The sequence below is a fragment of the Bacteroides sp. genome, assembly GCF_028690125.1.
Lineage (GTDB): Bacteria > Bacteroidota > Bacteroidia > Bacteroidales > Bacteroidaceae > Bacteroides.
On sequence record NZ_JAQVBV010000014.1, the window covers coordinates 18,388 to 34,401 of the forward strand.

Annotated in this window: 11 protein-coding genes; 6 read left to right on the plus strand and 5 right to left on the minus strand. The window is 40.2% G+C overall.

Annotation, left to right across the window (positions count from 1 at the left end; translation table 11 throughout):
• The first annotated feature begins 202 nt into the window (after positions 1 to 202).
• The 3 genes from PHO71_RS10840 to PHO71_RS10850 all read left to right on the plus strand — a co-directional run bounded on the left by PHO71_RS10840 (position 203) and on the right by PHO71_RS10850 (position 5,331).
• Positions 203 to 2,314, plus strand: coding sequence for a prolyl oligopeptidase family serine peptidase (locus PHO71_RS10840; protein ID WP_300202965.1), 2,112 nt, complete (start codon positions 203 to 205; stop codon positions 2,312 to 2,314).
• A gap of 217 nt (positions 2,315 to 2,531) precedes the next feature.
• On the plus strand, positions 2,532 to 3,869 hold the full coding sequence (gene gdhA, locus PHO71_RS10845; protein WP_300202968.1) for an NADP-specific glutamate dehydrogenase: 1,338 nt from the start codon (positions 2,532 to 2,534) through the stop codon (positions 3,867 to 3,869).
• Between the two features lie 271 nt (positions 3,870 to 4,140).
• Positions 4,141 to 5,331 (plus strand): Xaa-Pro peptidase family protein, encoded by a 1,191-nt coding sequence (locus PHO71_RS10850; protein WP_300202971.1) that lies wholly within the window; start codon positions 4,141 to 4,143, stop codon positions 5,329 to 5,331.
• A 763-nt stretch (positions 5,332 to 6,094) separates the two neighbouring features.
• Here the strand turns inward: PHO71_RS10850 and PHO71_RS10855 are convergent.
• Positions 6,095 to 7,540 (minus strand): HD domain-containing protein, encoded by a 1,446-nt coding sequence (locus tag PHO71_RS10855; protein ID WP_300202974.1) that lies wholly within the window; start codon positions 7,538 to 7,540, stop codon positions 6,095 to 6,097.
• 156 nt (positions 7,541 to 7,696) lie between these two features.
• On the opposite strand from PHO71_RS10855, the gene PHO71_RS10860 reads away from it, so the two are divergent.
• A complete protein-coding gene (locus PHO71_RS10860) occupies positions 7,697 to 8,536 on the plus strand; it encodes a hypothetical protein (RefSeq protein WP_300202976.1) in 840 nt (279 codons plus the stop codon).
• Between the two features lie 270 nt (positions 8,537 to 8,806).
• Here PHO71_RS10860 and PHO71_RS10865 read toward each other — a convergent pair whose 3' ends face one another.
• The 4 genes from PHO71_RS10865 to ruvA form a co-directional block, all read right to left on the minus strand.
• On the minus strand, positions 8,807 to 10,627 hold the full coding sequence (locus PHO71_RS10865; RefSeq protein ID WP_300202979.1) for a family 43 glycosylhydrolase: 1,821 nt from the start codon (positions 10,625 to 10,627) through the stop codon (positions 8,807 to 8,809).
• Between the two features lie 353 nt (positions 10,628 to 10,980).
• On the minus strand, positions 10,981 to 11,118 hold the full coding sequence (locus tag PHO71_RS10870; RefSeq protein ID WP_300202981.1) for a hypothetical protein: 138 nt from the start codon (positions 11,116 to 11,118) through the stop codon (positions 10,981 to 10,983).
• Between the two features lie 5 nt (positions 11,119 to 11,123).
• Positions 11,124 to 12,113, minus strand: coding sequence for a DUF3843 family protein (locus tag PHO71_RS10875; RefSeq protein WP_300202984.1), 990 nt, complete (start codon positions 12,111 to 12,113; stop codon positions 11,124 to 11,126).
• Between the two features lie 46 nt (positions 12,114 to 12,159).
• On the minus strand, positions 12,160 to 12,765 hold the full coding sequence (ruvA, locus tag PHO71_RS10880; RefSeq protein WP_300202987.1) for a Holliday junction branch migration protein RuvA: 606 nt from the start codon (positions 12,763 to 12,765) through the stop codon (positions 12,160 to 12,162).
• 224 nt (positions 12,766 to 12,989) lie between these two features.
• Here ruvA and PHO71_RS10885 point away from each other — a divergent pair, with 224 nt between their 5' ends.
• Both PHO71_RS10885 and PHO71_RS10890 read left to right on the plus strand, forming a co-directional pair.
• Positions 12,990 to 13,889: a diaminopimelate dehydrogenase gene (locus PHO71_RS10885; RefSeq protein WP_300202990.1), complete on the plus strand. Its 900-nt coding sequence runs from the start codon at positions 12,990 to 12,992 to the stop codon at positions 13,887 to 13,889.
• Positions 13,890 to 13,984: 95 nt separating this feature from the next.
• Complete coding sequence (locus tag PHO71_RS10890; RefSeq protein ID WP_300202993.1) at positions 13,985 to 15,997, plus strand: DUF3857 domain-containing protein; 2,013 nt, start codon at positions 13,985 to 13,987, stop codon at positions 15,995 to 15,997.
• Positions 15,998 to 16,014: the final 17 nt, after the last annotated feature.

Consider the following 16,014-nt stretch of genomic DNA (forward strand, 5'->3'; position numbering starts at 1 on the left):
ACCATTCACAAAAATAGCGAAATTAATTAATAGTGTAGCAGTTATTAATAAGAAATCACATACAAAGTTGTGAAACAAGTACTTCTATCACTCCATTCATGCGTTGATGGTTCAGTCAAGTCAAATACTACTTATTTTGCTTGTATTGTCTTATTTCGTAGATTTGTAACCTAATGTTATATTTCGAACAGACTTTATTCACATGAAAAAATCAATCTTATTAATGAGTGGAATCATGGTAATGTCATGCACCCCCCAACAGAAAAAGTTAGTTTACCCCGAAACGGCTAAGGTAGACACAGTAGATACATATTTTGGTACACAAGTTCCCGACCCTTATCGTTGGCTGGAGAACGACACCAGTACTGCCACTACGGCTTGGGTAGAAGCCCAAAACAAAGTTACCAACGAATACCTAAACGAAATTCCTTTCCGTGAGAACTTACTGAAACGTCTCACAGCACTGGCCGACTACGAAAAGATCAGTGCCCCTATGAAGAAACACGGAAAATATTATTTCAGCAAAAACAACGGTTTGCAGAACCAAAGCGTGTTCTTTGTACAAGATTCGCTAAATAGTGAACCCCGCATATTCCTCGATCCGAACAAGCTTTCGGAAGACGGAACAGTTGCTCTGACAGGTCTGTACTTTTCTCACGATGGGAAATACACAGCCTACAGCATCTCACGCAGTGGTTCAGACTGGTCGGAAATCTACGTGATGAACACAGAAACCGGCAAATCGCTTGATGACCATATCGAATGGGCTAAATTCTCCGGTGCTTCTTGGCAGGGAGACGGTTTTTATTATAGTGCATACGACGCTCCGACCAAAGACAAAGAATTCTCCAACGTTAATGAGAATCACAAAATTTATTATCACAAGATCGGTGAACCACAATCAAAGGATCAACTCATCTATCAAAACCCGACTTATCCCAAACGCTTCTACAGTGCCAGTGTAAGCGAGGATGAACAAGCACTTTTCCTATATGAGTCCGGTGCCGGCAGAGGAAACAACTTATTCATGCGTGATCTAAGGAAACCGAATTCTCCTTTCGTACAATTAACAACAGATTTCGACTATCAATATTCCCCGATCGAAGTAATCGGTGACAAGATGTATATCTTCACCAACTACGGTGCACCCAAAAATAGAATTATGGTAGCCGATATCAATCAACCGAAGTTAGAAAACTGGAAAGAACTTATCCCCGAATCCGAAGCTGTACTATCAGGAGCAGAAGTTATTGGTGGTAAACTGTTTCTTACTTATGATAAAGATGCCTCCAACCATGCTTATGTTTACAATCTTGACGGCAAGCAATTGCAAGAAATGAAATTGCCCTCGCTCGGTTCGGTAGGATTCAGCGGAAATAAAGACGATAAAGAATGCTTTTTCGGCTTTACCTCCTTCACCATCCCCGGAGCTACCTATAAATACGATATGGATACAAATACTTACGAGCTTTACCGTGCCCCCAAAGTACAGTTCAACTCGGAGGACTTCGTAACCGAACAGATCTTCTTCCCCAGCAAAGACGGAGTAAAAATCCCGATGTTTCTTACTTATAAGAAAGGTTTGAAGAAAGATGGCAATAGCCCTGTATTCCTCTACGGATACGGAGGCTTTGGCATCAGCCTCAACCCAAGTTTCAGTGCCATGCGTATCCCATTCCTCGAGAACGGGGGTATCTACGCGCAAGTCAATCTGCGAGGTGGAAGTGAATACGGAGAAGACTGGCATATAGCAGGAACCAAAATGCAGAAACAGAATGTATTCGACGATTTCATTTCTGCTGCCGAATATCTTATTGCTCAAAAGTATACGAACAAAGATAAAATTGCCATCGTGGGAGGTTCCAACGGCGGACTATTGGTAGGAGCCTGTATGACTCAACGTCCTGACCTGTTCCGTGTAGCAATACCGCAAGTAGGCGTTATGGATATGCTTCGCTACCATAAATTCACCATCGGCTGGAACTGGGCAAGCGATTACGGCACGAGTGAAGACGACAAAGAGATGTTCGAATACCTGAAAGGTTACTCTCCGTTGCACAATCTGAAACCGGGAACAAAGTATCCCGCTACCCTGATTACTACTGCCGATCATGATGACCGCGTAGTTCCTGCACATTCCTTTAAATTTGCCGCTACCTTGCAAGCTGATAATGACGGGACGAACCCAACACTTATCCGCATTGACAGCAAGGCGGGTCATGGTGCAGGTAAACCGATGGCAAAAGTGCTGGAAGAACAAGCAGATATCTATGGATTTATAATGTATAATTTAGGTATGACCCCAAAGTTCTAAAGAGAGATACTTTCTATTTGTAAACCATATCAAGCCCCATCACCTGTTTTTGATTCAACAGATGATGGGGCTTAGTATTTCCTCACACAACACACTGTCATTTTATCATTGTTTAATCAAAATACAGGAATTAAATTAATCACAATTGAAAAATTTTCCTATATTTGCATATATGTAGTTTACATCTTATCAGAATAACCTTTTAAAACATACTAATATGAACATCCAGAAAATCATGTCCTCTCTAGAGGCTAAACATCCCGGTGAATCAGAGTACCTTCAAGCAGTAAAAGAAGTACTTCTTTCCATTGAAGATATATACAATCAGCATCCTGAATTTGAAAAAGCCAAGATCATAGAAAGATTGGTAGAACCTGACCGTATTTTCACTTTCCGTGTAACTTGGGTAGACGATAGGGGCGAAGTACAGACTAACCTCGGTTATCGCGTACAATTCAACAATGCAATCGGTCCGTACAAAGGCGGTATTCGTTTCCACGCTTCCGTAAATCTCTCTATCCTGAAATTCCTCGGTTTCGAGCAGACTTTCAAAAATGCACTGACCACGCTTCCTATGGGTGGTGGCAAAGGTGGTTCGGATTTCTCTCCACGGGGAAAGAGCGATGCTGAGGTGATGCGTTTCTGCCAGGCATTTATGTTAGAGTTATGGCGTCATCTGGGTCCGGATATGGATGTGCCTGCCGGTGATATTGGTGTAGGCGGACGCGAAGTCGGTTATATGTTCGGTATGTACAAAAAGCTGACTCGTGAGTTTACAGGTACTTTTACAGGAAAAGGACTGGAATTCGGTGGTTCGCTGATACGTCCCGAAGCTACCGGTTTCGGTGGCTTGTATTTCGTCAATCAGATGCTGCAAGCCAAAGGCGTTGATATAAAAGATAAAACAGTAGCTATTTCCGGATTTGGTAACGTAGCTTGGGGAGCTGCAACAAAAGCAACCGAACTGGGTGCTAAAGTCGTTACAATCTCCGGTCCCGACGGATATATTTATGACCCGGACGGCATCAGTGGCGAAAAGATAGACTATATGCTGGAGTTACGTTCTTCCGGTGATGATATCGTAGCTCCTTATGCAAAGAAATATCCAAATGCAACGTTTGTTGAAGGCAAACGTCCATGGGACGTGAAAGCAGAGATTGCACTACCATGTGCAACTCAAAATGAATTAAATGGAGAAGATGCACTAAACCTGATAAAGAACAACGTACTTTGTGTCGGAGAAATTTCGAACATGGGATGTACACCGGAAGCTATTGACTTGTTCATCGAACATAAAATAATGTATGCTCCGGGCAAGGCAGTAAATGCCGGTGGGGTAGCCACTTCAGGTTTGGAAATGTCTCAAAATGCCATGCACCTGAGCTGGAGTGCAGCCGAAGTGGACGAGAAACTCCACGCCATCATGCACGGTATACATACACAATGCGTGAAGTACGGCACAGAACCCGACGGATATATTAACTACGTGAAAGGTGCAAACATAGCTGGTTTCATGAAAGTTGCTCACGCAATGATGGGACAAGGTGTTATTTAACAAATGGGGACTGATAGTTGATAACTCTTATTCTGTCTTATTGTGCAGCCAACTGTCATCTATGATTATCAGTTATCAACTATAAAATACTTTGTTTTAGTTCTATTTGTATTTGTAATTTGCGCTGCTCGCGTCCTGTGACAGGATGCGGGTAGCGCTATTTCTTTGAAATTAATATTATTTTCAGTTGAAATAATTACCTTTGTACTCTCGCAGGTGTTATATCTAATATCTGCCAAGAACAAAAAAACAACAAATTGAAAATAATTCTATGCTACAACCTGAATTAAAACTTAGACGCGATAAGATTCGTAGTTTAATGGCACAACAAGGTATTGAAGCCGCACTCATCACTTGCAATGCAAACCTGATTTATACTTACGGATGTGTAGTTAGCGGATATCTCTATTTACCACTTCACTCACCGGCATTGCTCTTTTTCAAACGCCCGAACAATATCACAGGAGAACATTCTTTCCCCATCCGTAAACCGGAACAGATTATTGAATTATTGAAAGAACAGGGATTACCTATTCCATCTAAACTAATGTTAGAAGGTGATGAACTCCCTTACACTGAATATGTACGTCTCGCCAGTTTGTTCCCAGACTCGGAAGTAGTTAATGGAACCCCGATAATTCGACAGGCACGTAGCATAAAAACCTCTATTGAAATAGAAATGTTACGCCTTTCAGGAGTCGCACATACTAAAGCATATGAACAGATTCCAAACATATACCGTCCCGGTATGACAGATATCGAATTCTCCATCGAAATAGAACGTTTAATGCGCCTGCAAGGAAATCTTGGATTTTTCCGTGTTTTCGGTCGCAGTATGGAAATCTTCATGGGCAGTGTACTGACAAGTGATAATGCCGGCTACCCCTCTCCTTACGACTTTGCATTAGGTGGTAAAGGTCTTGATCCTGCCCTTCCCGGAGGAGCCAATAAAACTCCACTGAAAGAAGGACAGAGTGTTATGGTAGACTTAGGAGGTAACTTCAACGGTTATATGGGTGACATGAGTCGGGTGTTCTCCATCGGCAAACTGTCTGAAGAAGCCTATACAGCGCATCAGGTTTGTTTAGAAATTCAAGAAAAAATCAGCTCCATTGCACGTCCTGGGGTTGTTTGCGAGCACCTCTACAATACTGCTGTTGAAATCGCAACCAAAGCCGGATTCGCTGATAAATTCATGGGGACCGACCAACAAGCTAAATTTATTGGTCATGGTATCGGATTAGAAATCAATGAAGCACCTGTACTAGCTCCACGCATGAAGCAAGAATTGGAAACAGGTATGGTCTTTGCACTGGAACCCAAAATAGTAATTCCGGGTGTAGGTCCTGTCGGAATAGAAAATACATGGGTAGTAGCCAATGATGGAATAGAAAAGCTGACAAACTGCAACGAAGACATTATTGATTTGGAAGCTTTTTACAAGGAAAAAGAGACGCTTTAAGATAGACAATAACAAGATAAAAGCCAGATCCAGATAGAAAAGATACCATCTGAAATACCTATATAATAAAACAAGCGAATACAAACTTCAAACTTATATGTCGGACGGCGCAAGAAAGAAAAATCATCTTCTCTTACGTCGTCTGTTCTTATTTCATGTATAAAAGTTTAGGATCAACCGTAAATCTTTGTTAGTACTTATCTAAGTTTTTTTAGTTCATTATGGATACACAAGCTGTGTCGTCCTGATTTCAGGTAAGTTTTACTTTAACTAAGGATACTTTTATTGCTAACTCTTTATGTTCTTTCTATTAATTTCCTTTGTTTATTGACAGCTCACAGTTGTGAGCTGATTAGTTCACGTCAGTAAACAAAAAGGCTTACTGCTGTAAACAAATAAGCTAACAGTAGTAGATATTTGTATATAATTAATCGTTATCACTTTAATCACCTATAGTCTTACTAATAGGAAATTAGCTTTGACGTCATATATACCAATCGTTTCCGAAATTTGTCTTGAGTGAGAGCAAACGGTTGCTCTCACTCTGCTGTAATAGTTGCTATCACTGCTGAAACACCGATAAATAGGCGTATGTAGATATAAAGTGAGAGCGTGGTAGCAAAACTGACACAAATCTTTTATTGTGCAGTATGCTCCGGTTTATTCTAAACGATGTGGTTTTGAAATAAAGTAAATTACCAACAAAGATTTCTACTCAATCTGAAGTTACATATATCAAAGATTATAAAGAGAGGCTAAAAAACTACTTGGAAGAATCTTGCGAAGGAACTAGTCCCATCTTCTTTGCCCGTTCCAGCATAAATGCATATGCCGCCTCATATTCGTTGGGAATAACGCCGTCTAAGATAGCATCTTTAATGACACTTTTCAGAACTCCTACCTCACGGCAAGGCTGCAAATTGAAAATCTCCATAATTTCCTCTCCGCTGACTGGTGGTTGGAAATTACGGACACGGTCTTTTTCCTCCAGATCTTTCAGTTTCTGCCGTACTAACTGAAAATTATTCAAGAAACGTTGCTTACGTTCCATATTCTTGGAAGTAATATCCGCTTCGCAAAGCATCATCAGATCATCAATATCATCTCCTGCTTCAAAAAGCAGACGACGAACGGCAGAATCCGTCACGACGTCATCCGCAATCACAATAGGACGCATATGTAAACTTACTATCTTTTGAACGTACTTCATCTTTTCGTTCATCGGCAACTTCATCTTACGGAAGATATTCGGGATCATCTTCTCACCAATAAAATTGTGATTGTGGAAAGTCCAACCCGCTTTAGGCTCCCAACGCTTTGTCACCGGTTTGGCAATGTCGTGGAGCAAAGCTGCCCAGCGTAACCACAGATTGTCCGTCTTCTTGCTAATATTATCAAGAACCTCCAATGTATGGTAAAAGTTATCCTTATGTGCCCGTCCGTTCCGCGTTTCTACCCCTTGCAAAGCAGCCATTTCAGGAAAAATCAACGCCAACAGTCCGCTACGCTCCAAATCGATAAACCCTTTCGACGGAATGGGCGAGAGAATAATCTTATTCAATTCGTCCGCAATCCGTTCACGGGAGATAATCTCAATCCGTTCTTTATTACGGCAAAGTGAATCAAAAGTAGCATCGTCAATATAGAAATTCAGCTGAGTAGCGAAACGTATGCAACGCATCATTCGCAAAGGGTCGTCACTGAACGTAATATCAGGATCAAGTGGCGTACGGATAGTCTTTTCTTTCATGTCCGCCATGCCACCAAAAGGATCTACCAACTCACCAAAACGGGATTTATTAAGGCAGACAGCCAGAGCATTAATTGTAAAATCACGCCGATTTTGGTCATCTTCCAACGTACCATCCTCAACAATTGGTTTACGTGAATCACGTTGGTAAGATTCTTTACGTGCACCTACAAACTCCACCTCTGTACCTTTATATTTCACTTGTGCCGTACCGAAATTTTTAAAAACAGATACGTGAGCACCACGTCCCAGCCGTTTACCCAACGCTTCTGCCATAGTGATACCACTGCCAACCACCACTACATCTATATCTTTAGAGGGACGTTGCAGAAAAATATCACGGACATAACCGCCAACCACGTAACATTCCAATCCAAGCGCATCAGCAGTTTCAGCAACCTGATTGAAAATCGGTTCGCTAAAATACTGTTTCAATTCCTCCTGAGTCAATTCAATCATTCTTTCAATTATCAGTTATCAGCTATCAGCTAAATAAGTTTTAAAGGTACAAAAGTACAAAAATAAGGGATAATATTTGTATTTTTGCCACCAGAATCGTCTAGATTCACCTTTATCCAGATAAAAACAATACAGTTTTATAAAACGAATAAGAGGATGAAAAAACTGATTACCCTTTGTTGCGGCACATTACTATTAGCTGCTTGCGGAAACAGCATTGAAAAGAAAGCCAACGAGAAACTAACAGTAGCTCGCACAGCTTACGAACAGGGCGACTACAAAGAAGCCAAGTTACAAATTGACAGTATCAAAATACTGTATCCTAAAGCATTTGAAACTCGCAAAGCCGGTCAGGCTTTGATGTTGGATGTAGAACTTAAAGTACAACAGCAGAAGTCAGACAGTCTAAACGCTGCACTTCAAGCACAGCAACAAGCGTTGGACGCTATCAAAGACAAGTATATCCTCGAAAAAGATGCTGAATATCAGCAAATGGGTAATTATCTTTGGCCCACTCAGACTGTCGAGAAGAATCTCCACCGCTCTTTCCTTCGCTTTCAAGTAAATGAACAAGGCGTCATGAGCATGACATCTATTTATTGTGGAGGTAACAACATTCACCATAGGGCAGTAAAAGCGACAGCCCCCGACGGAACATTTGCCGAGACACCCACATCAAAAGACAGCTACGAGACTACCGATTTAGGTGAGAAAATAGAAAAAGCTGATTATAAGTTGGGAGATGACGGAGGCATTATCAACTTCGTGAATCTTAACAAAGACAAGAACATTCGTTTAGAATATATAGGTGATCGTAAGTATACAACTACCATGACTCCATCAGATCGACAAGCAGCAGTTGGTATTTATAAATTGGCACAAATTCTTTCCAGCATGACTCAGATTAAAAAAGAGCAGGAAGAAGCTAATTTAAAAATTGGATTTATCAATAAGAAAAAGGAAATAAACGCAAAGAAAGCTGCTACAGAGGAATAATCAAATGTAGCTATCTCTACAAAGAGAAACGACACGAACCTATTTATAATACGTTTTTATAATACGTTTGTTTAGATATAAAATATAAAGCCGACTCAATACAGTGAATGAAGAGTCGGCTTTATTTATGCTTAACACAATAGTTCCTTTTTCAACTGAAGTTAGTTAATAATAAAATTGTTGAATCTCTCATATTGCGTCTTTTTACAGAAATCAATCTACTATAAAAGCTTATCTAAAAAACTGGGACAAGAGATGAAACAGACGGAGCTAAATCCTTGACATACGGCAACCGTCTTCTGTCCAATATAAACGGTCAAGCAGTACAACCCGACCATTATTAGCTTCTGCTTTCTTATAACCATGATAAATGAGCCATTCAACCCCATTATCATCTACCTGTATAATCGAATTATGACCGGGACCTGCCCACATGGAATTGCCCTTCAGTACAACTTCATAATTATCATAAAGCATATCACTACCACCCTTATTCAAATAAGGGCCTAATATGTTCTTAGAGCGACCCACTACTGTAGTATATGAACTGTTTGCACCTTCACAGCAAGTTCCTATAGAAGCAAAAAGATAGTAATAATCCCCCTTCTTATAGATATTAGTAGCCTCGAAACGATTTCCACAAATACGTTCTTTTAATACCGGAGTACCATCTGCTTTCGTCTTTACACGCAAGCCGTCATCGGTGAGTTCTGTTACATAAATACCCCGGAAACTTCCCCAGAACATATATTTCTTTCCACCATCCTCGTAGAAGAATTGATCTATGGAGTTCTGCACACCCATCTTCTGAGCATCAATCACACAACCTTTATCAATGAATGGACCCGTAGGTGAGTCAGATACTGCTACTCCTACATTACTATTCCACTCATCCCCCCATTTGGCCCAAGAATAATAGAGCACATATTGTCCGTTGAAGTAACGGATTTCCGGTGCCCACAAACTATGGTCACCTTCCCAGGTAGGACGGGTTTCGTTGGTAAACGCCGTTCCCTTATATTCCCAGTTCACCATGTCTTTTGAGCAATATATAGGCATATTACGTGTATCCTCTGTCCCATACAGGTAAAAACAACCATCCTGCGCATGAATCACAGTAGGGTCTGGAGCACTCAAGGCTATGATCGGATTATTATACGAACGGCTTATCAAACAGTAAAGAACATTGTTATCACGCATCACGAACTTTGAAGAAGGTGCTGATAATTGCAATGGCAAAATGTAGTATTTCACTTCTATTTTGTTTCTGTCGATAACAATAGTCGCTTCTGCTTTAGTATCATTAATATTATAATGAACTTTATCCGTAAGGTCATACGCTTCATCGGGTAATAACTCATAATTAGCTTTATGAGATTGATTATAAGCTGTAATTAGTTCCAATGCATTTTCCGGAACGACTAGTTCACTTGTGAAATCCCATTGACTACCCGAAACCTTCCCGTCTATTTTATAATTCAACACTGTACTTACATTAAAGCTTGTACTTTCTTCTTGTACAGATACTGTTTTTTCAGTGGAAGCAAACTTCAATATTGGAGCATCTAAAGAAATATATATAAGTAAATCCCGACGGTTTGCCTTTACTTCGACATCTTCACTTTCCAATCGCAAAGGAATCACATATTCCGCCTTATTATTTTCCTCCACAACCTTCAACAACTTTTCAGGAACAAGTTTTACATCAACTGTCAGAGACTTTTGGTCCTTTGTGAAAGAAATCTTTTCTGGAGTTATTGAGTACAAGTCAGGAGCTATAGACACATAAGACGTTCCTTTACTCTTATTGTATGCTACCAATTCCTCCTCTGTCCATGCAGTTATTTTCGCATCTGCTTCAAATGACATATTATCACCTCCTTTAAGAATAGATAAAGAGTAGGCATATTCCTCCTTCTGAATAGAGACTTTAATTATCTCCAAACCATATTTCTGTAAGTATACGCAAGAAGCTTTCTGTTCCCCATTACCACCGTCATCGGTCTGAGAAGTATTATCTTCTTTACCACAAGCTGTAACTAATAAAATCACAGCTAACATACAAAGTCCTTTCCTTAATACTTTTTTCATTGTTCTACATTTCATGTTTTTCATTTTAATTAATTTAGCATAAGTTATATATCTAATTTGGCATACTAAAATATTGCATATTAGAAAGATAGCTACAGGTACCATACATTTATAGTATCAAAATATAACAATTACAACTCATTACATTATACTAACTAAATTCAAAGTTACAGAAATATTTTATCATTTGGATGTGATTTTTCAAGTATTTAATATCACCATAAAAGAAAAAACCTATGTGCGATGATAAAGTTCGTCACAATAAATCTTGTAAGATGCCTGAAAATGAAATGTAGAGTAATTCCTCAAAAAGGTGTAAGCTTGGAATCGCTCCACTGATGTTACTATTTTATTTACTTTACTCTTCTGTTCAGCTGGTTATTTGCCTTTTTCGGTTTAGATTTACCTACCCGTTTTCCCGAAGCATTCTTTTTTCCAGTTCCGGGCTTTGGCTTTCCTGCAAAAGGATTATTACTATTTTTTAATGGCATACCAATTACTCTCCTTCATAATATTCACCCAAGAACCACCTGGCAACAAAATCCCAATTTTCATGAAGCAACTTTTTTCCATTTTCGAAAGGAAACTGAGCGTCAGGCAATAGATCATGTTCCATACCATATTTCAATAAATCGAACGGACAAAGTCCCTGTTCACAAAAGATCTCGTAGGCTTCCTCTTCTGCTACTTCCGCATCATACAACCCATTCCGTTTATCTGCAAAATACTTCGCTACATCGGGACCTATCAATAATCCTTTCAGATTGGCATATAACACAAAATTCTCAAACTCCTGCAAATCCGGTAACAAAGAGCCTTCCTCATCCTCCCATTGCAAAACCTGTATGAAGAAAAACTTCAAAGCAGTATATGAGTCAAAGAACATCAACGCTTCTCCCCCACTCGCTTTCAAGAAACGCTCCACATTGACAGGCAATTTCTCATTCATCGAAGCGGCGGGTAAAATAGTACGTGGCTTTTCCATCAATTCCGTTTCCATCAACCAGTCACCGGCAAGCCCTTCGCTAATAGGGGCCTCTTCAAAAACTTCATCCAGCAATTTATAAAGCACACCGGCAAAATCCAACAGATCTTCATCCAACGGATTCTCTATGCAATCCATATCTTCGCCAACCGGAGAATTAACTGCCCAAAGCAAAAAGGCAACATCTTCTTTATTAATCTCATCCGAGAAATAACTATCAGATATGGTATAAAAAGGAAGATACCGACCATAATCCTTCAGATGCCAACGGATAAACTGACGCCAATTTCCACTATCAGCCACACAATCTTCCAGATAAAGAGCCATCGTAATAGCAACTTGTTGTTGGGTCTCTTCTGTTTCTCCGCGATACATATCCGATTCGCCAATCACCGGTAACAAATTATTGGCTAATTCAAGATACCATTCATCCGTATTCACTAATTTCAGACGGCTGTGGGAATCCAGCCATGTTTTCATGTAAATTTTCTGTTGCTTCATATTCATTTTACTATCTGCTTAGTATCCGTTCTGTTACTTCCGATTTTTAAAGCCTCTTCAAAGCCAATTTAATAACCTTTTCCACAGGAGCATCCGGTTCTTCTTTTAATATAACGAATACTACTTTTTGCGAAGGAGCAGCAGCAAAACCAAGCATAGTCAATGCAGCCACAGCCTCTTCCTGCACCTCTGCACTGCCAACAGACAGCGACATTCCGGCAGAACCACCTCCACTTGCAGCAGTTGCTCCCATCGTTTTTATCTTATCCTTCAGATCAACAATGACACGCTGGGCAGTTTTCAACCCGATGCCTTTCACCGTTTTCAATAAATTGGCATTCTCCGTACTGATCACATTCACCAGTTCTGCCGGAGAAAGTGCGGACAAAATCATACGTGCAGTATTCCCACCGATACCCGATACAGAAATCAGCAACAAAAAAAGCTCCCGCTCCTGCTTTTCAGCAAACCCGTACAACACATAAGCATCTTCGCGAATAGCTTCGTAAATATATAACTTGCAGCTTTTCTTTCCTTGAATAGCAGAATAAGTATTCAACGATATATTAGCAGCATATCCCACCCCATTACAATCAATCACTGCAGTCGCCGGACTTAGTTCGGCAAGCTCGCCTCTAAGATATTCTATCATAATGGGACAAATGTATACCTTTTTTTTTAGCCTCGCAAATGATGTTTATTCAAGTTTTAACAACTTCCGGGTTTTAATGAGATACTAGTGAAATTAGACAATAAATCTGGCTATAGTTCTAAAAGTAATAAAAAAAATATCAGCCACAAAACAATAGTTTATAGTAAAATGTTTATTTTTGCAGCAATTAGAAAGAAATATGATCATTAAAACCAATTAAAAGGATGAAAAAAGTAAGAGCCGCCATCGTTGGTTATGGCAACATCGGACACTATGTACTTGAAGCTTTACAGGCAGCACCGGATTTCGAAATAGCAGGTGTAGTTCGTCGTGCAGGTGCCGAAAACAAGCCGAAAGAACTGGCAGATTACACAGTAGTAAAAGACATCAAAGCGTTGGAAGGTGTAGAAGTCGCTATACTTTGTACTCCTACGCGCAGTGTAGAGAAATATGCTAAAGAATACCTGGCAATGGGTATAAATACAGTCGATAGCTTCGACATTCATACAGGCATTGTAGATTTACGCCGTTCACTGGACGCAGCTGCCAAGAAGCACAGAGCCGTATCTATTATCTCCGCAGGTTGGGATCCGGGAAGCGACTCTATCGTACGTACCATGCTTGAAGCAATTGCTCCGAAAGGAATCACATACACCAACTTCGGTCCTGGTATGAGTATGGGACACACAGTTGCCGTGAAAGCTATCGATGGTGTGAAAGCCGCTCTTTCTATGACTATCCCGACAGGAACAGGCATTCATCGCCGTATGGTATATATCGAACTAAAAGACGGATATAAATTTGACGAGGTAGCAACTGCCATCAAAGCAGACCCTTATTTCGTGAATGACGAAACACACGTGAAACTCGTTCCGAGTGTAGACGCTTTGCTCGATATGGGACATGGCGTAAACCTGACTCGCAAAGGAGTATCCGGAAAAACTCAGAATCAGTTGTTCGAATTCAATATGCGCATCAATAATCCGGCACTTACCGCACAAGTTTTAGTATGCGTAGCACGTGCTTCTATGAGACAGCAACCAGGTTGCTATACCATGATAGAAATTCCGGTTATCGACCTGCTTCCGGGCGATCGGGAAGAGTGGATCGGACATCTAGTATAAATCTTTACTGAAAAGATGAAAAAAAAAGAGAAAGACTTGGTTCTTTCTCTTTTTTTTCTCTAAATTTGTAATAGTATGAAACAACACACAAGAATATGAAGCAACTATTCACTCTCTGCACATATTTATTTTTGTGCATATCGAATGCTCTAGCACAACAAAGTGACCCCGTAATCAAACCAAATTTGAAATACGGCAAACCAACCAAAGAGGAATTATCCCTCACTAATTATGCTCCTGACACCACAGCTTCAGCAGTATGCCTTCTTCAACAAGGGAAAACCTACTTCACTTACAACGACTCATTCAAACTAATCACCGAACAAGTGGTCCGCCTGAAAATATTGAATCCGCAAGGGTCCTCTTACGCAGATATCCAGATCCCCTACTATTCTCCCGAAGACAACAACAAAACACCGGACAGGATAGAAAAACTTGACGCTGCCAGTTATAACCTGGAAAACGGAAAGATTGTAAAAACTCCTCTTACCAATGATCTGATTTCCGATGAACGAGTAGACCAAAACGTCAAAGTTATGAAATTCTCTCTGCCGGCAGTGAAAGCGGGGACAGTGATTGAATACCGCTTTACAAAGTCGTCCAGTTATATTGAAATAGAAAACTGGTTTATGCAGAAAGAACTCCCTGTAGTTTACAATCAGTATGAAATCACCATTCCACTAGTATATATCTTCAATATCGAAAGCCGTGGAAATGACCTGATAAAAACAGAAAAAAAGCAGACTACCATGCGTGCATCCAATTATGGACCCGGTGGAGCCGGTTCGGCAGATGTATTTTCCGTCACCTGCGATCAATTTACATTCACCAGTCAGAACCTTCCAGCGATCAAGCAGAAAGAAGACTATTGTTGGTGTCCGGAAGATTACAAGGTACAGATTAGTTTCGATATGCAAGGGACCAACTTCCCGGGAGAGGAATATCGCCCTATCAGCAAAAATTGGTCGGACATAGAGAAACGTTTGATGAACATCGAATATGAACCATTCGGTCAGCTTCTCTCAATGACCAATCCTTTCAGAGAAGAAGCCAAACGCGATTTTTCCAGTGAAATGACCATTAATCAGAAAATCATCACTGCTTTTAATGTACTGAGAAAGAATCTGGCATGGGACGGTACTTACAGGTTATATGGCAAAACCCCTTCCAAAGTACTGAAAGAGAAAAAAGGCAGTAATGCCGATTTGAACTTTGTTCTTATCAGCATTCTCAAGGATTTCGGTTTCTCTGCCTACCCTGTCGTTATGAGCCACCGTTCAGCGGGAATGCTTCCCTTCAATTATCCCTCTATCCAAAAACTGAATACTTTTGTAGTTGCCGTTTACGACCCGGAAAACAAGAAATATATCTATCTGGACAGTTCGATGAAAATTCCTACGCTCAATGTATTGCCACTTGAGCTAACCGTAAGCCAAGCATATATGCTTGGATCACCGGAGCCGGAGGAAAAGAAATGGCTGGATCTGACCAAACTTTCAACAAATGGTGTCTTCGTTACTATTGAAGCCACTATGGAAGGAACGGAAATAAAAGGAAAGCGAAAGACTTCCTTTACGGGACATCAAGCATTGGAATTCCAACAACGGAAACTACATGAAAAGGAACCGACTGATTCTCAAGAAAGTGACAAGTGTTTCTTTAGCAATACGAAAATCCAAAACGTTTCGGATGATCTTGCCCAATTAGAAGAAACGACAGATTTCACCATAAAAACGGGGACATCCGGAGACCGGCTATATGTCAATCCGATGATTTTCACCCATATAGATAAAAATCCGTTCTTCCAGACCGAAAGAGTACTTCCTGTAGAATTTCCATATTCGTATAGTTATGTTATAACATCTATACTGACTATTCCGGAAGGATATACAGTGGAAGAAATGCCACAATCGCAACTTATTAAAAATGACAACAATGAGCTGCAATGCAGATATATGATAGAGAAAAAAGATAACCAAATTCGCCTGAATTACCTATTCAATCTGAAATCCTATCTGTTCCCTGTCGATAAGTATAAACAGATACAAGATATATGGACAAAAATGATCGATAAGAATAAAGCCACAATTGTACTAAAAAAAATATAAGATAACATTATCTTAAT